The following is an 18,310-nucleotide window of genomic DNA, read 5'->3' on the forward strand; positions in this document are numbered from 1 at the left end:
CCCCGTCGACCCACCCGTGAGGCACGTACCCGCATGCGCACCCGTATCGCTTCCACCGTCCTCGCCGCGGCCCTGACCCCGCTCGCCCTCACCCTCTCCGCCCCCGCCGCGCACGCCGTGCCGGCCGCCGCCCCCTACGACTTCAACGGCGATGGCCGCACCGACCTCGCGATCGGCGCGCCGGGCGCCACCGTCGCCGGGCAGGCGAAGGCCGGTGCCGTGGCGGTGGTCTACGGCAGCACGAGCGGCCCGAAGAGTTCCACCCGGACCCTGCTGACGCAGAACACGGCCGGGATGCCCGGCACCGCCGAGGCCGACGACGCCTTCGGTACCGCCCTCGCCTCCGCCGACCTGAACACCGACGGCTACGCCGACCTGCTGGTCGGCACGCCCGGCGAGGACGGCAGCGACAACAACGACGGCACGGTCACCATCGTCTGGGGCTCGGCGTCCGGCCTGTCCGGCGCCCGTACGCTGGTCAGCTTCTTCAGCACCGACTACGACCGCTACGGCCAGGCCCTGGCAGCGGGCGACTTCGACGCCGACGGGGACGTGGACGTCGCGGTCGGCTCCACCGGCCCGGTCACCCTGTCCCTCGTGAACGGCCCGATCACCAACACCAGCGCGCACGACGGCGGCTCGGGCAGCGGCTGGGGGTCGTCCTCCAACGGCATCACCCACCTCTCCTCCGGCGACGTCACCGGCGACGGCCACCCTCGCGTGGTCCTACACGGCCGCGCCGCCCACGACGGCGCCGCCACCACCTCCCTCGCCGACATGAAGATCAGCAACTACACCGACTGGCTGCAGAGGCTGCCCGGCGGGTTCGTCTCCGCCGTCGGCGACATCGACGGCGACGGCCACGACGACATCGCCGTGGGCAACGACCGGGAGGTGTCCGCCGATCCGGGGGGCGCCCTCGGCGGCAAGGTCACCGTCGTCTACGGCGGACCCGAGGGCCCGGACCCGGACCGCGCCCCGCTCGTCCTCACCCAGGACACCGCCGGTGTGCCCGGCGCTTCCGAGAAGGGCGACCGCTTCGGCAGCGACGTCTCGCTCGGCGACGTCAACGGCGACGGGTACGCCGACCTGGCGATCGGCACCGCGGGCGAGAACGGCTCCGCCGGCGCCGTCACCGTGCTGTACGGCTCGGCGTCCGGCCTGACCACCAAGGGCGCGACGTCGTACACGCAGAACACGGCGGGTGTTCCCGGCACCTCGGAGAACGGCGACCGGTTCGGCGAGCGCGTCACGCTCACCGACCACACCGGCGACCGCCGCGCCGACCTGTCCGTCTCCGCGCCGGGCGAGAACGCCGGCGACGGCGCGATCTGGTCCCTGCGCGCCACGGCCACCGGCCCGACGGTGTCCGGCTCGACGAGCTTCGGCCCGGGCACGACGGGCATCTCGACGTCCGGCACCCCGGGCTACGGCACCGCGCTCAACTCCTGACCACCACCACTTCCGACCCGACGGGGATCCCGATGCGTAAGCGCACCATCCTCCTGGCCACGGCCCTCACCACCGGGCTGCTCACGGCCCTGCCCGCGACGGCGGCCACCGCCGCACCCGCCGCCGGCCCCACGGCCGACTTCAACGGCGACGGCTACGGCGACGTGGCCTTCGCCGCCCCCTACGCCAAGGTCGACGGCAAGGGCATGGCCGGCTACGTCGCCGTGGTCCACGGCGGCGCCACCGGCCTCGACCCGGCCAAGCGCACCGTCGTCAGCCAGAACACCGCCGGTGTGCCCGGTGACGCCGGCAATGAAGACACCTTCGGCGGCGCGCTCGCCCAGGCCGACCTCAACGGCGACGGCTACACCGACCTCGCGGTCGGCGCTCCCGGCGACCGCGACGGCACCGACGGCGACGGCGGCACCGTCACCGTCCTGTGGGGCTCGGCGAACGGCCTGCAGAACGGCACGACGGTCAAGGACCCGGCCGTCTCCGCCCACAACAACTGGGGCAACCTGCTGACCGCGGGCGACTTCGACGGCGACGGCAACGCGGACCTGGCCGTCGGCACCGACACCGACGACGTCCACATCGTCCGCGGCCCGTTCACCACCACCGGCACCACGGGCGCCACGCAGAAGATCTCCACCCCCGAACCGGCGTGGATCGTCGACGCCATGAACGCGGGCGACACCAACGCCGACGGCAGGTCGGACCTGGTCCTCACCTACCGGGTCTTCACCGACGACGAGACGGGCAGCTGGTCCAAGGGCGTCGCCTACCTCGGCTCCCCCACCGGCCCGGACACCACGGCCCCCCGGGCCCTGAACGGCGGCACCTCCCTGGCCCTCGGCGACATCGACGGTGACGGCCACGACGAGATCGCCCTCGGCAACGTCTTCGAGAAGGGGAGCGATCACACCGGGAGCCTCGGCGGCAAGGTCGTCGTCATCCGTGGCTCCGCGGGCGGCCCGGTCAACGGCGACGCGCCCATGGCCGAGCTCACCCAGGACTCCCCGGGCGTCCCCGGCGCCGACGAGGAGCGCGACAACTTCGGCGGGTCCGTCTCCATCGGCGACACCAACGGCGACGGCTACGGCGACCTCGCCATCGGCGTCGGCTTCGAGGACATCGGCACCACCGAGGACGCCGGCGCCGCGATCCTCATGAACGGCTCGGCCTCCGGTGTCTCGCGCACCGGCGCCCGCACCGTCACCCAGAACACCGCCGGCGTCCCGGGCACCGCGGAGGCCACGGACTACTTCGGCTCCGAGACCCTGCTGACCGACGTCACCCAGGACGGCCACGCCGAGTTCACGATCACCGCCGGTTTCGAGGACGAGGGCATCGGCGCCATCACAGCCCTGCGCGGCTCGGCCACCGGCCCGATCACCGACGGCGCCCGCACCTTCGGCCCGGGCAGTCTCGGCCAGACCCGCTCCTACGGCGCGTTCGGCGCTAACCTCATCGGCTGACCGGCCAGGGAGACAGCATGCGCAGATCCACCACCACCGCCCTGATCGCCGCCCTGCTGGCCACCGGCGTCACCCCCGTGCTGCTCACCGGCCCCGCCGCCGCGGCGCCGGCCAAGCACTACGACGACTTCAACGGCGACGGCCGCCGCGACCTCGCCTACGGCGGCTACGACGACGTCGACCGCGAGGGCGGCACGATCACCGTCGTGTACGGCACCACGTCCGGCCTCGACACCGCCCACCCGAAGCGCTTCCACCAGGACAGCCCCGGCGTCCCCGGCTCCGGCGAGGAGGACGACCGGTTCGGCGAGTCCCTCGCGAGCGCCGACCTCGACAAGGACGGCTACGCGGACCTCGTCGTCGGCAACCCCATGGAGCACGTGGGCAGCGACGACTACCGCGGGACGGTCACCGTCCTGTGGGGCTCGAAGTCCGGCCTGTCCGGCGGCACGAACATCGCCCCCGTCGGCGGCGCGGGCGGCCACTTCGGCCGCGACCTGGCGACCGGCGACTTCACCGGCGACGGCTCCCCCGACCTGGCCGTGATCGGCGGCGAGGAGGCGTGGCTGTACCGCGGCCCCTTCACCAAGTCGGGCACTACCGGCAAGGTCAGCAAGATCGACAAAAGCTCCGGCGGCTGGTACTCCACCGCCCTCGGAGCCGGAAAGGTCGACGGGGACGGCAAGACCGACCTGGTGGTCATCGGCACGGAGATCACCGACAGCGACATCCGCGAGCGCGCCTGGTACCTGAAGGGCACGTCCTCCGGCCTCTCCTCGGGCGTCTCCAAGACCCTCAGCGACCGGCAGGAGGGCCTCTACCCGAGCCCCGTGATCGGCGACTTCGACAAGAACGGCTACGGCGACGTCGCCCTGGGCGTGCCCGACAAGGACAACGGCAGGGGCGCGGTCACCATCTGGCGCGGCACGTCGTCGGGCCCGGGCACCTCGGTCACCCTGACCCAGGCCACGTCGGGCGTCTCCGGCAGCCCCGAGGCCGACGACAACTTCGGTTACGCGATCTCGGCCGCCGACACCGACGGCGACGGCTACGCGGACCTCGCGGTCGGCGTCCCGCACGAGGACGTCGACGGCAAGGCGGACCAGGGCGGCGTCCACGTGTTCCGGGGCGGCTCCGGCGGCCTCGGCGGCGCGCGCTCCTCGTGGATCGCCCAGACGGTGCTGGGTCCCGCGGACTCCGGCACCGCCTTCGGCTACACGGTCCGCCTGCGCGACCTGACCGCCGACGGCAGGGCCGACCTGGCCATCGGCGCGGCGGACGGCGCGCTGCTCATGCGCGGCACGAGCACGGTCCCGACGAAGACCGGCGCGATCACCCTGCCGGAACTGGGCGGCACCCTTCCCGACTGACGCCGCCCGAGCGGGCCCGGCCGAATCCGCCGGAGCCCGCTCCGGCGGACCCGGGGCGGGACCCGTACGGCCGAACCCCGACACCCCACGGACACCCAACCCCCCTGCCCCTTAAGGGATGTCACAGCTCGGCCGCAAAGCCGGGCCCGGGAGGCCGGGCCCGGCACACCACCGCCGGGGACCAGGTACGTTCGAAGACGTGGCTGGATTCAGGATCGGACGCGGCCGGAACAACGGCGCTCCTCAGACGCGACCGCACAACCCTCCGTACGGGCAGCAGACGCCGCAGGGACCGCCGTACGGCTCCCCGCCGGCGCCTCAGGCGTACCCGCGGCAGCAGCCGTACGGCAACGGCGGCGGCCCCTCGTGGCCGCAGCCGAACGCCGGACACGGCGGCGGCTACGGCGGGCAGGGCGAGCCGGAGTACTTCGGCGACGGCGCGTACCCGCCCGGCCCGCAGGGTCCGGCCGACCCGTACGCGGCGAACAACCCGGGCCACACCCAGGCCTTCTCGGTCGGCGACGACCCCTACACCCAGGGCGACACCTACCGCGCCGGTTCTGCGGCCCCGGCGCCCGGCCCGGTCGGCCCGCGCCTGCACTGGAAGGCCCTGCTCCGGGGGATCGTCCTCGCCCCCAACCAGACGTTCCTCCAGATGCGGGACTACTCGATGTGGGGTTCGGCCCTCATCGTCACGTTCCTCTACGGCCTGCTCGCCGTCTTCGGCTTCGACGGCGCCCGCAAGGATGCGATAAACGCCACACTGTCGAACGCGGTGCCGATCGTCCTGACGACGGCCGTGGCGATGGTGCTCAGCGCGTTCGTCCTGGGCGTGGTCACCCACACCCTGGCCCGCCAGCTCGGCGGCGACGGCGCCTGGCAGCCCACGGTCGGCCTGTCCATGCTGATCATGTCCCTCACGGACGCGCCACGCCTGGTCTTCGCGATGTTCGCGGGCGGCGACGCGACGTTCGTCCAGCTGCTGGGCTGGGCCACCTGGGTCGCGGGCGGCGTCCTGCTGACCCTCATGGTGGGCCGCTCCCACGACCTGCCCTGGCCGAAGGCGCTGGGCGCGTCGGCGATCCAGCTGATCGCGCTGCTGTCGATCGTGAAGCTGGGCACGGTCTGAGGCCACACGGATACGCGAGAGGGGCTCCCCGCGGGGAGCCCCTCTTTCTGCGTCCGGCCGCGCCGGTCAGGCGTCGAGCACCTGGTTGTCCCGCCGCACGACGGGCGGCTCGACACTCCACGGGAAGTTGATCCAGTCGTCGGTGCGCTTCCACACGTACTCGCACTTCACGAGCGACTGCGACTTCTCGTAGACGACGGCGCTGCGCACCTCGGCGACGGTGTCGAGGCAGAAGTCGCGGACCAGCTTGAGCGTCTTGCCGGTGTCGGCGACGTCGTCGGTGATCAGCACCTTCTTCCGCGAGAAGTCGATCACGTTCGGCACCGGCGCCAGCATGACCGGCATCTCGAGGGTCGTCCCCACGCCGGTGTAGAACTCCACGTTCACCAGGTGGATGTTCTTGCAGTCCAGGGCGTAGGCGAGCCCGCCGGCCACGAAGACGCCGCCGCGGGCGATGCTGAGAACTATGTCGGGCTCGTAACCGTCGTCGGCGATGGCCTGCGCGAGCTCGCGCACGGCGACACCGAACCTCTCGTAGGTCAGGTTCTCGCGCACGTCACTCATGCCTGCTTCGCTCACGTTCGGGTCGCTCACACCTGGGTCCGGTGGAAGTTGAGGAAGGACCGGGACGCGGTCGGCCCGCGCTGTCCCTGGTACCGGGATCCGTACCGCTCGCTGCCGTACGGGAAGTCGGCGGGCGAGCTGAGCTTGAACATGCACAGCTGCCCGATCTTCATGCCCGGCCAGAGCTTGATGGGCAGGGTGGCGAGGTTGGACAGCTCCAGGGTCACGTGCCCGCTGAAGCCCGGGTCGATGAAGCCGGCCGTCGAGTGCGTGACCAGTCCCAGCCGCCCCAGCGAGCTCTTGCCCTCGAGCCGGGAGGCGAGATCGTCGGGCAGCGTGATGACCTCGTAGGTGCTGGCGAGGACGAACTCGCCGGGGTGCAGGATGAACGGCTCGTCCCCCTCCGGCTCCACGAGCCGGGTCAGATCTGCCTGCTCGATGGCGGGGTCGATGTGCGGGTACCGGTGATTCTCGAACACCCGGAAGTAGCGGTCCAGCCGCACATCGATGCTCGACGGCTGCACCATCGCGTCGTCATACGGATCGATCCGCACCCGCCCGGCGTCGATCTCGGCCCGGATGTCCTTGTCTGAGAGAAGCACGCCCCGAGGATACGCAAGGCGCGCGGAGCGACCACAACCGGTCGTCTCCGCGCGCCTTGCGCCTGTTGCTTTCGTGTCTGTGTCCGTCACCTGCTGCTACGGCTGCTGCCGCCGCAGCTGTTGCCGCTACCGCTTCTGATAGCTGACGGGCACCACGCTCCGGAGCCGCGCACATCGCGGGCACCGAAGCAGCCGCCCGGGGCCGAGCCGCTCGGCCTGCTGCATCGGGAACGAAGCGGTGCTGAACACGTGCCCATCGGCACAACGGACGACGGTGCGCTCCATCAAGTCCAAGAGTCCCTTCCCCAAGAGCCGCGTCTGGCTGTTGCTTGCCTGACGACAAAAGCCACAGTACGGGATCAAAGGGACGGCCTTACAGGCGGCACTCCGGTCCCGCCCGGGCCCTCTTACGCCCCTCCACCGTACGCCCCAACTCCGTTCCCCCGCAGCCGCATCCCATCCCTGAAACGCCCTCAGGCCTCACGGCGCGAACGCCGGAGGCCTGAGATGAGGTACAGTGAGCGAGCATTCGGACACCGACCCAGATCGGCGTCTTACGCGGGTGTAGTTTAATGGTAGAACATCAGCTTCCCAAGCTGAGAGCGCGAGTTCGATTCTCGTCACCCGCTCCACGAAGGCCCAGGTCAGAGACCTGGGCCCTTTTGCTGTCCGCTGTGATCACTGACTGCGTGCCAGATCCGTGCCAGTATGCGCCGCCCCGACCGCGGGCGACGCCGCGACGGCAGGTTCCGCCGTCACCTCCACCGGAAGGGGCGCCGCAGGCGGCGGCCTCACCTTTTTGAAAGGTGATTACGATAATCCTGGGTGCAGTGACGCGCATTCAACAGTTGAGTCGTCCATATCTGAATCGTGAACTGGGCCATACCCACTCGAAGTTTTCGCCGCGCCGGGAGTGGACAAAAGATCGAGATGCAAGAGTGCACCACGAGGGTGCAGTATGACGGAAAGGACTTCCCTGGCCCCACCACTAGGAAGTAACCATGCATGGCACCGGGATTCAACTGTCAAGAGTCATACGCAACAGTGCGGGTGCTGCCCTCTTGAGCTGTACTCTCATCGCCATGAGCGGTGAGGCCACCGTGGAGGCGGAACCCATTTCGTTGCCCGGGGAACTGGTGGGTAGCTGGATCACCGAAGACGATGCCCACTACACAGAATTCGAATCCGATTCGACTTACGTATACAAGGAAGGAAACTATACCGAGGTCGGGGATTTCGAAGTCCAGGGGGAAGAGGTGAAATATGCGCCCCAAAAGGCACTGGAGAACGAAGAGGAGCAATCCCTCCCTGAGCCCTACACGGAAACCTGGAGCGTGGAAAGGCCCGACGATGGGATCGACAAGCTGACCACTAAAGGGGAAGATGTCAGTTTGACCTATGTCGAGATGACTATAGGTCAGTGCTCTTAGAGCCTCGTTCGAGGTGCTCCATATGAGACGAGGCACGTGCCGTGGCGGACACGTGGCGGGCCAACTCGGTGGCCAGGCGTCGCATGACCGTGCGGTTGGCGTGCCGCATCGTGGCCCGCACGACAGGGGCCAGTAGCCGGTCGGTGAGAGGGGCGCGTACCCACGTGTACGTGAACGAGATGCGGGTTCCCCCGGTTCGCAGCGGCTCGATGGCATAGGTGCCGTGGGCCTTTCGCCGGCCGGCCGCGCTGACGTTGCGTTCGACGATGCGCCGAGGCGCCTCCGCCTCGACGACCTCGATGGTGACATCGGTCTTCGTGCCGCCGAGCGCGGCGGTGACCGTGGCGCACGCTCCGATGCCCCGGGCGGGGCCGCTGTAGCGCCAGTTGGTCAGGTAGTGGTCGGTGAACCGTTCGTGGTGAGCCATGACGTCGAGGAAGCCGTAGACCTGCCCGGGCGTCTGAGGTACATCGATCGACACGGTGACAGACTTCATGTACCACACGGTACATGCGGCATGTACCGGTTGGTACAGTCGTGACGTGGTGACCATGGATGCCTCGCAGCCCGAGGGCGAGGACGGGCAAGGCGCGCACGGGGATCGGCGCGCACAACTGGTGGACGCGGCCGTCGACCACGTCGCGGCACACGGCCTCGCGGACCTGAGCCTGCGCGGCCTGGGCGCCGCGATCGGCGTCAGTCACCGCATGCTGATCCACTACTTCGGCTCCAGGGAACAGTTGCTCGTCGAGATCGTCCGGACGTCGGAGCGGCGCCAGCGCGATGTGCTGTCCCGGCTCCGCCTGGAGCCCGGTCTCCCGCCCGCCGAGGTCGCCCGGTTGCTGTGGCGGCAACTGACGGACCCTCGGCTGGCCGGTCAGGAGCGGCTCTTCTTCGAGATCTGCGGGCAGGCCCTGCGCGGCCGCCCGGAGGCCCTCCCGGTCCTCGAAGGGCTCGTGACGGACTGGCTGGAGCCGCTCGTGGCCGCCGAGGTCCAGGCGGGGGCGGACCCTGACGCGGCCCGGAGCCGGGCCAGGCTGGGGCTCGCCACCGTCCGCGGCCTGCTGCTCGACCTGCTCGCCACCGGTGACCGCGCCGGCGTCGACGCGGCGATGGAGGAGTTCCTCCGGCTGTTCTACGGCGAGGAGTGACGAGTCACCGGTGAGGCGAAGCGGCTGGGCCGGACGGCATTGTCGCTTGGCGCCGCGGAGCGTCTGGTCGCAGTTCAGACGCGGTTGGAGTCCGACGGCGGGCGTGGGCCGCCGAAGCCGTGTTCCGAGAGGTCGAACCAGTTGCCCTCCGGGTCCATGGCGCGGTACTCGGCGAAGGGGCGGTTGGTGAAGCGTTCAGCCGGTTTCGGAGTACCGGCCGTCAGCAGGGCCTCGGTCGTGGCCGCCGTGTCTTCGATGTGGAAGCCGAAGTGGTTGAAGCCGACCGGGGTGTCACCGTCGAGCTGGTGCTTGATCAGGGCGAGGGAGAGGTAGCCGTCGGAGAGGAAGCAACTTCCGTCCGGATCGCGGTGGAAGACTTCCATCGCGAAGACCGAGGAGTAGAACTCGGCCAGCCTCTCCGGGTCCCGGGCCACGATGGCCAGGTGGCGGAGTTTGGGCCTGGCTGCGGTGGGTTCGGCCACGGCGGAATCCTCCGGGGCTTGGGATGGGGCCTGCTGCGCCGGGCGGGGTGCGGGGATCATGTTGTGGAACGCGCTGATCGACCAGCGACGCTCCGCCGTCCGTTCCACGACGGCCAGTGCGTGCGTGGTGATCAGCGGATGCCCGTCCGGGGCGCTGATGGTCGACTCCGCCTCCACCGTGGCCAGGTCAGGGCGGAGGAAGCGGACGGCCACGACACGTGCGTCCAGGACGGTTCCGGCGTACGGCCCCTGGAAGAGGGCGTCGTGCCCGGCCGCGATGCCGGACCGGCCGCGTGGCTTGTCGCCCCGTACGGTCGTGAAGGCGCAGTCGTCCGCGAAGCTCGCGGCGAAGAGGGCGGCGTCACCTGCCGCCCAGCCACGGGCCATCTCGGCCCAGAGGGCCCGGATCGCCCGGGCGTCGTCCTGGGTGCCGTCCTCGGTGCCGCCCTGGGCGGGGGCGTTCGTTCCTTCGGGCTGCTGCATCGCTCTCACGCCTTCGTCGGTGAACTCGTACGGATACGCAGGTCGACCTCGGGGCACTGGGCGCCCTCGGAGTCTTCGGCGGAATGCCGGGGAGGCGGGGCCCAGGCGGCCAGGGCGTGGTAGAACTCGCCTCCCCGGCACTCCAGATAACAGATGATGTTGAGGGGCCACCCGGTCCGGCCGAAGAGGTGACGGTCCATGGGGGTGGGGCGCTCGCTGAGTGTCCGGGCCCGTTCCGACGGCGGGCCCAGGCGGTGCCAGTCCGGGTGCATGTGGATGGAGCCGAGCAGGTCCATCCCGAGGGCATCGGCCTCTCGGGACGCCCGCAGGAGGTCGTGGGAGTCCATCCACCAGCCGCGGTGCTCGTTCTCGTAGGCCGGCCCGAACCTCGGCACGATCTCCTCGCGGAACTCCCGTCTGGCCGCCGGGTCGCTGGTGCGGGCGTTACGGCCGAAGGCGATGCGCCGCACGTGATACGTCGTCGCCTCCGCGCTGCCGAGCAGGAGCGCGAAGCAGGGTAACGGGGCGTCGGGCGTGATGAGTCGGTACTCACCCACAGCCACCTCGAGAAAGTCCGCGAGCGCCTGGTCGTCCATCAGGACGGTGGGAGGAGCGGGGCTCGTACGACCGGTGGGGGAACGCTCGGGCGAGCTGCCTCGGATGTCCGGCGAGCCTGGGTCGGGCGCGTTCGTCACAGCGGACATGGCGTGGGGTCTCCGTGGAGGTGGGGGGGGGAGGCCGTGGAAGCGGGGCGCCCGGCGAGGTTATTTGAGAGTTCAACGCTCGCCGCTCGGCTTCCGTGAACTGTCGGGTTTTCCCTACGGCTTGATAGTCGCTTGCCATCACAGAGGGCGTTCCGACCCGCTCACCCACTCCCTCCCCGCGCTCGGCGCGCAAGCGGTTACCGGAACGTAACCTTCAGGGGTGTTACCAGCGGTAACTAACAGTGCTAGTTTTCCGGGCAATCACGCAACGCACAGCGCGAGGAGTGCACTGTGAGCCGTTATCGCAGCCGTCCGCGTTCCACCTTCAACCGTCTGGCCGCCGCCGCGCTCGCCACCGTGGCCTGCGTCTGCGCCGGCGCGACCACGGCCGACGCCACCGCGACCGCCGACGAGCCCGTCGTGTCCCGGGGAGTCACCATCCCGGCCTTCTACACCCCGCCCGCCCGACTGCCCTCCGCCAACGGTGCCTTGATCCGGCAGGAGTCCCTCCCTCTGGGACTCTCGCTGCCCGGCCTCGACGGCCGCCCCCTGCCGGGCACCGCCACGCGACTGATGTACAAGTCCACCGACTCCAGCGGTCAGGCCGTCGCGGTGACCGGCGCCTACATCGAGCCGTCGGCGAGGTGGGAGGGCGCCGGGCCCCGCCCGCTGGTGGCGGTGGCCTCGGGAACCATGGGCCAGGGCGACCAGTGCGCGCCCTCACTGGCCCTCCAGCACCCCCTCACCGTCAACGGGCAGACCACGTCCCTCGCCTACGACAACCTGGCGATCTACCGGCTCCTCGCCACCGGGGCAGCCGTCGTCGTCACCGACTACGTCGGCCTGGGCGCCACCGACCGTCTGCACACCTACGTCAACCGCCTGGACGAGGGGCATGCCGTGCTGGACGCCGTCCGTGCGGCGCGCGCGCTTCCCGGCACCTCCCTCTCCTCCGGCTCCCGCGTCGGCCTGTACGGGTACAGCGAGGGCGGCGGCGCCACCGCCTCGGCGGCCGAACTGCAGCCCGCCTACGCACCCGACGTCCCGCTGGCCGGCACGTACGCCGGCGCGCCGCCCGCCGACCTGACCGCCGTCATGAAGGGGATCGACGGCAGTTCCCTGGCGGCTGCCCTGGGCTGGGCGATCAACGGCTTCGTCCAGGCCTACCCCGACATGCGGGACGTCGCCGCAGCGAACCTCAACGACGCCGGGCGCAAGGCCCTCGCCGACACGTCGACCATGTGCGTCGGCGACGCGATCCTCGGCTACGGCTTCTCGCGGAGCAGCGCGTGGACGACCAGCGGCAAGTCCGTCGCCGAGATCATCGCCGCCGAACCGCGTGCCCGGGCCGTCCTCGACGAGCAGCGCATCGGGACGCTCAAGCCGGCCGGCCCGGTCCGGGTGGCCACCGGCGTCCAGGACGACATCGTTCCGCACGCCCAGGCCCGCCGGCTGGCCGTGGACTGGTGCCGTAAGAGCGGCAACGTCACCTACGAGGCCATCAGCCTGCCCAACCTCGGCGACAAGCTCCTCACCAACCACCTCGCCCCCCTCATCACCGACCAGGGGGAGGCGATCTCCTGGCTCACCGACCGCCTGGAGGGCAAACCGGCCACCTCCAACTGCTGGACGATGCCCTTCCAGCCCTGACCGAGCCGGCCGGCGGCCCCGCCCACCCGGTCTCCGGGCAGGCCGGGCCGCTGACGGATGTGACGGGAGGGGCGGCTCCGTGGGCAGCCTCACAGGCCGGCCGGGATTGCGAGGGAATTCGAAGAAAACGTATCTTGACCGCCTGCTTCTCGGGTTCATCAGGTAAGAGGTGCTTCCGGTGGGACGTCGCGAAAAGCCGGTCGACCCCGACGCCGGTCCCGTACAGCGGCTCGCGCACGATCTCCGTGTCCTCCGGGAGAAGGCGGGGAAGCCGCCGTACAGGGAGATGGCCGGGCGGGCGGGCTACTCCCTCACCGCGATGTCCCAGGCGGCGGCCGGCGATCAGCTGCCCTCGCGGGCGGTGGTGAGGGCGTACGCCGAGGCACTGGACGCCGACCCGGACGAGTGGGAACGGCGCTGGCGGGAGGCGGACGCCGAGGTCCGGGTGCCCGCGCCGGACGAGAAGCCGCCGTATCGGGGACTGACCCGCTTCGAGCCGGACGACAGTGGCCTGTTCTTCGGCAGGGAGGCGCTCGTCACCGACCTGATGGAGCTGGTGCGCGAGCACCGCTTCGTGGCGGTGTTCGGTGCGTCCGGCAGCGGCAAGTCGTCACTGCTGCGGGCGGGGCTGATTCCGAGACTGCGGCAGGCGGAAGGTGCCCGGCGGCCGGCGGCGATCCGTGTGCTCACCCCCGGTGAGCGGCCCGCCCTCACGCACGAGAGGGCGCTCCTCCCTCACGACGGCGACGGGGACACCTGGCTGATCGTCGATCAGTTCGAGGAACTGTTCACCCTGTGCCACGACCGTGCGGAGCGGGACCGGTTCCTGGATCTGCTGCTCGCGGCCCGCCGGCCGGAGAGCCGGCTGCGCGTGGTGATCGCGGTCCGGGGCGACTTCTACGGGCACTGCGCCGATCACCGTGAGCTGGCGGAGACCGTCACCCGGGCCGCTCTGCTGATCGGGCCGATGAGCCGCGACGAGCTGCGCGAGGTGATCACCGGCCCGGCCGCCTCCGCCGGTCTGAACGTGGAGCGCGCTCTCACCGCCCGCATCATCGACGAGGTCGTGGACCGGCCGGGCGCGCTGCCCATGCTCTCCCACGCACTGCTGGAGACCTGGCACCGCCGCCGCGGCCGGTTGCTGACCCTGGCCGCCTACGAGGAGACGGGCGGCGTTCGCAGCGCGATCGCCGCCACCGCGGAGGAGGCGTACGGGGGGCTTCCGGCGGAGCAGGGCAGGACCGCCCGGCGCATCCTGCTGCGGCTGATCGCGCCCGGCGACGGCACGGCCGACACCCGTCGTCCGGCGTCCCGCACCGAACTCGGCAGCGGTGCGCACGACGTGCTGGAACGTCTCGCCGCCGCTCGTCTGGTCACCCTGGACGGCGGCACGGTGGAACTCGCGCACGAGGCACTGATCACCGGCTGGCCGCGCCTCGCCGACTGGATCGAGGAGGACCGGGAGCGGCTGCGCGAGCGGTGCCGGCTCGGTGAGGCGGCGCGCGGCTGGGAGGAACTGGCACGCGACTCCGGCGCGCTGTACCGGGGCAGGCGACTTGCCCGGGCCGAGGAACTCTTCGCCCGGCAGGGGAGCGACGACCGGTCGGCGCGGCCGGAGGACGACCTCACGCCGCAGGAACGATCCTTCCTCACCGCCTCCCTCACCGCCCGGGACACCGAGCTGGACGCCGAGAGCCGCTCCGCGCGGCGGACGCGCTCGCTGGTCGTCGGTCTGTCCGTGTTCCTCGTGCTGGCGCTGACGGCCGGCCTGGTCGCCTGGCAGCGTGATCAGGTGAGCCAGGAGGAGGCCGCCAAGGCCGCCGCCCGCCGCCTGGCCACCGTGGCCGGCAGTCTGCGCTCCACCGATCCCCGCACCGCCGCCCTGCTCGGGGTGGCGGCATGGAGGATCGCCCCGCTCACCGAGTCCCGCTCGGCGCTGCTGGGTGCACTGGCGCAGCCGGAACGGGATGCCTACACCGACCCCCGGGCGGGCAAGGGCGTACAGCGCTTCCTCTCCGACGGCGGCCGGACGCTGGTCAGCGTCGACGGCTCCGCGGTGACCGCCCGGAACGTGGCCGGCCACGAGGTCACCGCCGCCTACCGCCTGCCGAGCGGTACCGAGGTGGGCGATGTCGGGCCCGGCTCCCGGTACCTGGACGTCATCGGGCCGGACGGGGGCGAGAAGGTGTGGGACCTTCCACGGGGCCGGTCCGCGGCCGACCTGGGCGACGCGTCGCCGCAGCACAGCGCGCCCGACGGGAGCGCCTATCTCAGCGCGCCGGTGGACGGCCCGGGCGCGGTCCGGCTGCGCCGGACGGACGACGGCAAGGTCCTCTTCACCACCGGCCTCGGGCGCACGCTCACCTCGGCGGCCGTCGGCCCCGGTGGGCGCCTTGTCGCCCTCTGTCCCGCCGAGGGGGCGCCCCAGCTGTGGGACACCGTCGGCCGCGAGCGGCTGCCGGGAGATTGGGACAAGGCGGACGGGATCGTGTGCGGCACCGGCTCCGGCGCGGACGGCGGCGCACGCCTGATGCGGTTCAGCGCGGACGGCGGACGACTGACCGCCGTCTACGGCACGACGGCCGTGGTCTGGGACACCCGCACCGGACACACGGTCGCCGAGATCGCCAGTGACGGGGTCACCGGCTTCACCCAGGCCGCTCTCTCCCCCGACGGCGAGTTCCTCGCCACGGCGGACGATCACGCACTCACCGTGTGGCGCCTGGCCACCGGCGGCACGCAGGTCTTCCTCCGACCGCTCTCCAAGGATGAGGCGAGCGGGCTGACCTGGGACCCGGGCACGCCCCGTCTCCTGCGCTACCTCGACGGGGCCACGGTCCACACCTTCGACCTGACCGACCGTCTCACCCCGCGGTGGCAGAACACCCCGGCCGACGGGAGCGCGCTCAGCCCGGACGGCACCGCCCTGGCCACCGTCACCCGGTCCGGCGGCGGCTACCGTTTCGAGCTGCGTTCGACAGGCACCGGCGCGGTCGTCGCCCGCGCGGGGCTCGGCGCGCTGCCGGGCATGTCCGGTGATGACGTCCCCCTGCTGTCCTTCAGCCCGGACGGCGCAGCGCTGGCCGTCGCCGACACCGCGTCGGCGCACGGCGTGCAGCGGCTGCGCTTCACCGTGTGGGACGTGCGGGCGCACCGGGTGCGTACGGTCCTCGACGCCTCCGGTGCCGCCGACCGCCCGGCCACCGCCCTCGCCCTGGGGCCCGGTGGCCGCACGGTGCTGGCGGCCCGCTCCGCCACCGGCGTCTCCACCACGGAGCTCTGGGACACCCGCGACCACCGGCGGTCGGGAGCCGTGCGCGGTCTCTCCGGGGACGCTCTGGCCGTGCGATCCGACGGGGATCTGCTCGTGACCTCCGACGACCAGTACGCCGATCCGGGGACCGGGAAGGTGTCGGGGCGCGCGCTCGCCGACGGCCGCCAGGTGACCGCGCTGGCGTTCAGTCCCGACGGCACCCGGCTCGCCGTCGGCGACTCCACCGGGCACGTCACCCTGTGGGACGGCGATGTGCGTCACCGTGCGGGTGCGCTGACCGGCACCTCCGACACGGCCTCACAGGGCGAGCCGGAGGCGGTGGGGGCGCTCGCCTTCTCCTCCGACAGCGGCACGCTGGCGGTGGGCGGCGCGAACGGGACGCTACGGCTGTGGGACACCGCGACCCAGCAGCAGCTCGGGACGGACCTGCCCACGCCCGGCGACGAGATCCGCTCCCTCGCCTTCGCCGAGGACGGCCGGACGGTCTACGCGGACGGCCCCGACGTACCGCTGCAGCGTTTCCCCATCGCTCCGGACCGGGCCGTCCGCACCATCTGCGCCCGGACCGGTGGCGGGCTGACCGAGGCGCAGTGGCGGACCTACGTCCCCGACGCGCCGTACGAGAACGTGTGCGCCAAAAGCGACTGAACCCTCTGAAACCAGACGAGTCACCCGGGGATCGGATTGTTCAGGGTGGCCTCGCGGGTCGCTGAAAAACGCCTCTGACCTGGACGATCAGTGACCAGAACGACCGTGGCGCGCCCATCGGCGGCGTCCGGACATCCCCTCAGTCAGGTTCTGGTCCCATGCGCACTCATGCCCTCGTCCCCTCGCTCCTCCTGCTCGGCGCCCTCTCTCTCACAGCGGCCTGCTCGTCCGGATCGGACGGCTCCTCGGATGTGACAGGCGCCGACGGCCGGCACGGATCCACCGCCACTCCGTCACCGGTCCGCGGCGTCGATCCGTCGAAGATCAAGGACCTGCGGATCGTCAGCCACAACAGCGAGCAGAGTTCCTGCCCCTTCGCCACGAGCTATCCGGACGTGCCCGGTGCCGAGGCGATGACGGCCGCGATGCAGAAGGACGTGGAGAAGCGCCTGACCGGCTTCCGTTCGGGGCAGTGCGAGGACGGTACGGTCGGCACGCCGCCCGGAGAGCTCAACATCAGCCACCAGTTCCTGGTCGCCTCCGGCGACGTCCTCGGTGTCCGCCTCAGCACGCAGGACCACAGCGCCGCGGCGTCCGGGCTGTCCACCACGACGTACTGGTACGACGGCAAGGCCGGCGCGTACCGCACGGCCCTCGGACTCGTCGCCGAAGGATCCCGGGAAGCCTTCGTCGCCGCCCTGAAAGACCGGCTCAAGGGGCGCGAAGGCATCGACGCCGACACCCTCGACGACACGTTCTCCGACCCGGCGTCCCGCACCACCGTCCTGGACGACATGGCGATCACCGCCGACGGCGGACTACGGGTGAGCCTCGACCGCGGTGACGTGGGCGTCCCGGCAGCCGGGGCCCAGACGGTGACCCTCCCCAGGGAGACGGTCACGCCCTGGCTGTCCGCGTTCGGAAAGCGTGTCCAGCGGCAGACGGTGACGCCCAGCCCTTCGCTCGACCTGGGGGTGACCCACATCGCCACGCCGACCGCCCCCGCCCCCACCGCCTCCGGCGACGACAACACCGACTGCAAGAAGGTCGCGTGCATCGCGCTGACCTTCGACGACGGACCGGCGGCGCCGGAGACCGCGACCTTGCTCACCTACCTGGCGCAGTACCGGGCGCGCGCCACCTTCTTCACCGTCGGCCAGAACGTCGCCGCCCACCCCGACCTGGTCCGCGCCGAGGCCCGCGCCGGACACGAGGTCGGCAACCACTCCTGGAACCATCCCGATCTCACCAAGCTCACCCGCGGGCAGGTCGCGTTCCAGCTCAACCGCACCAGCGCCGCCATCAAGGCCGCCACCGGCAAGGCCCCCACCCTCTTCCGTCCGCCCTACGGCGCCGTCAACGCCCAGGTGAAGGCCGCGACCACGCTCTCGCCCGTGCTGTGGGACGTGGACACCGAGGACTGGAAGTACCCCGACGCCGACAAGGTCGCCCAGAGCGTCATCACCAAGGCGCGGCGCAACGGCGTCGTCCTGATGCACGACATCCACCCCACGTCGGTCGCCGCGGTCCCGCAGATCCTGCGCACCCTGAGCGCCCGCGGCTTCCACTTCGTCACGGTCAGCCATCTGCGCGCCACCCTCTGAACGCAAGCTCACCCCGCTCGCCGACAGTTCCTTACGCGCGCATGGGACACCGATGCCCCTGCACGCTCGCCGGCACCTGACCCGCCGCCGCGACGACATCACGTCAGCGGCTCCGGCGGCAGCGCCCATCTCCGCCCCGGGGTGTCGTACGACGCGATCGAGCTCCTGCCCTGAGCGACACATGGCGGCGGGAAGTCCGCTCGCCATCACCGACCGTCCACGTCACCCGCCACGGCGGCCGAAGCCGGCGAGTGAGCCGGGTGCAGGCGGGCCGCCACGCCGCATAAGC

At 71.4% G+C, this 18,310-nt stretch carries 14 protein-coding genes and 1 tRNA gene; 10 read left to right on the top strand and 5 right to left on the bottom strand.

The annotated features are described in order from the left end of the window. The first annotated feature begins 33 nt into the window (after positions 1-33). The 4 genes from ABTX60_RS08200 to ABTX60_RS08215 all read left to right on the top strand — a co-directional run bounded on the left by ABTX60_RS08200 (position 34) and on the right by ABTX60_RS08215 (position 5,429). The gene (locus ABTX60_RS08200) at positions 34-1,452 is read left to right on the top strand and encodes a hypothetical protein (protein ID WP_352096260.1); all 1,419 of its coding nucleotides are present in this window, start codon (positions 34-36) and stop codon (positions 1,450-1,452) included. Between the two features lie 32 nt (positions 1,453-1,484). Beyond that, positions 1,485-2,930, top strand: a complete 1,446-nt coding sequence (locus tag ABTX60_RS08205; protein ID WP_352096261.1) for an FG-GAP-like repeat-containing protein — start codon at positions 1,485-1,487, stop codon at positions 2,928-2,930. A 17-nt stretch (positions 2,931-2,947) separates the two neighbouring features. Further along, positions 2,948-4,300 carry an FG-GAP and VCBS repeat-containing protein gene (locus ABTX60_RS08210; RefSeq protein ID WP_352096262.1) on the top strand — a complete coding sequence of 451 codons (1,353 nt, stop codon included), beginning with the start codon at positions 2,948-2,950 and terminating at the stop codon, positions 4,298-4,300. A 118-nt stretch (positions 4,301-4,418) separates the two neighbouring features. After that, on the top strand, positions 4,419-5,429 hold the full coding sequence (locus tag ABTX60_RS08215) for a YIP1 family protein (RefSeq protein WP_352096263.1): 1,011 nt from the start codon (positions 4,419-4,421) through the stop codon (positions 5,427-5,429). Between the two features lie 66 nt (positions 5,430-5,495). Here the strand turns inward: ABTX60_RS08215 and ABTX60_RS08220 are convergent, their stop codons facing one another. Further along, positions 5,496-5,993 (bottom strand): phosphoribosyltransferase, encoded by a 498-nt coding sequence (locus tag ABTX60_RS08220; protein ID WP_352096264.1) that lies wholly within the window; start codon positions 5,991-5,993, stop codon positions 5,496-5,498. Positions 5,994-6,019: 26 nt separating this feature from the next. Further along, positions 6,020-6,595, bottom strand: coding sequence for a dCTP deaminase (gene dcd, locus ABTX60_RS08225; RefSeq protein WP_053670409.1), 576 nt, complete (start codon positions 6,593-6,595; stop codon positions 6,020-6,022). A gap of 558 nt (positions 6,596-7,153) precedes the next feature. On the opposite strand from dcd, the gene ABTX60_RS08230 reads away from it, so the two are divergent. Then, positions 7,154-7,227: transfer RNA gene (locus ABTX60_RS08230), tRNA-Gly, on the top strand. A gap of 450 nt (positions 7,228-7,677) precedes the next feature. Next, positions 7,678-8,025, top strand: coding sequence for a hypothetical protein (locus ABTX60_RS08235; protein ID WP_352096265.1), 348 nt, complete (start codon positions 7,678-7,680; stop codon positions 8,023-8,025). Here the strand turns inward: ABTX60_RS08235 and ABTX60_RS08240 are convergent. Then, positions 8,006-8,521 (bottom strand): SRPBCC family protein, encoded by a 516-nt coding sequence (locus tag ABTX60_RS08240; RefSeq protein ID WP_352096266.1) that lies wholly within the window; start codon positions 8,519-8,521, stop codon positions 8,006-8,008. The genes ABTX60_RS08235 and ABTX60_RS08240 overlap by 20 nt on opposite strands. 55 nt (positions 8,522-8,576) lie before the next feature. Between ABTX60_RS08240 and ABTX60_RS08245 the strand changes: the two genes are divergently transcribed. Continuing rightward, positions 8,577-9,176, top strand: coding sequence for a TetR/AcrR family transcriptional regulator (locus tag ABTX60_RS08245; RefSeq protein ID WP_352096469.1), 600 nt, complete (start codon positions 8,577-8,579; stop codon positions 9,174-9,176). 74 nt (positions 9,177-9,250) lie between these two features. On the opposite strand, the gene ABTX60_RS08250 is transcribed toward ABTX60_RS08245, so the two are convergent. Next, on the bottom strand, positions 9,251-10,141 hold the full coding sequence (locus ABTX60_RS08250) for an SgcJ/EcaC family oxidoreductase (protein ID WP_352096267.1): 891 nt from the start codon (positions 10,139-10,141) through the stop codon (positions 9,251-9,253). 5 nt (positions 10,142-10,146) lie between these two features. Continuing rightward, the gene (locus tag ABTX60_RS08255; protein ID WP_352096268.1) at positions 10,147-10,845 is read right to left on the bottom strand and encodes a hypothetical protein; all 699 of its coding nucleotides are present in this window, start codon (positions 10,843-10,845) and stop codon (positions 10,147-10,149) included. A gap of 291 nt (positions 10,846-11,136) precedes the next feature. On the opposite strand from ABTX60_RS08255, the gene ABTX60_RS08260 reads away from it, so the two are divergent. The 3 genes from ABTX60_RS08260 to ABTX60_RS08270 all read left to right on the top strand — a co-directional run bounded on the left by ABTX60_RS08260 (position 11,137) and on the right by ABTX60_RS08270 (position 18,021). Beyond that, the gene (locus ABTX60_RS08260) at positions 11,137-12,495 is read left to right on the top strand and encodes a lipase family protein (protein WP_502992292.1); all 1,359 of its coding nucleotides are present in this window, start codon (positions 11,137-11,139) and stop codon (positions 12,493-12,495) included. A 178-nt stretch (positions 12,496-12,673) separates the two neighbouring features. Then, positions 12,674-16,417 (top strand): nSTAND1 domain-containing NTPase, encoded by a 3,744-nt coding sequence (locus ABTX60_RS08265; protein ID WP_352096269.1) that lies wholly within the window; start codon positions 12,674-12,676, stop codon positions 16,415-16,417. Positions 16,418-16,575: 158 nt separating this feature from the next. Continuing rightward, positions 16,576-18,021, top strand: coding sequence for a polysaccharide deacetylase family protein (locus ABTX60_RS08270; RefSeq protein WP_352096270.1), 1,446 nt, complete (start codon positions 16,576-16,578; stop codon positions 18,019-18,021). The last annotated feature ends 289 nt before the right edge of the window (positions 18,022-18,310 follow it).

This window comes from Streptomyces sp. NPDC126510, from assembly GCF_040302345.1.
Lineage (GTDB): Bacteria > Actinomycetota > Actinomycetes > Streptomycetales > Streptomycetaceae > Streptomyces.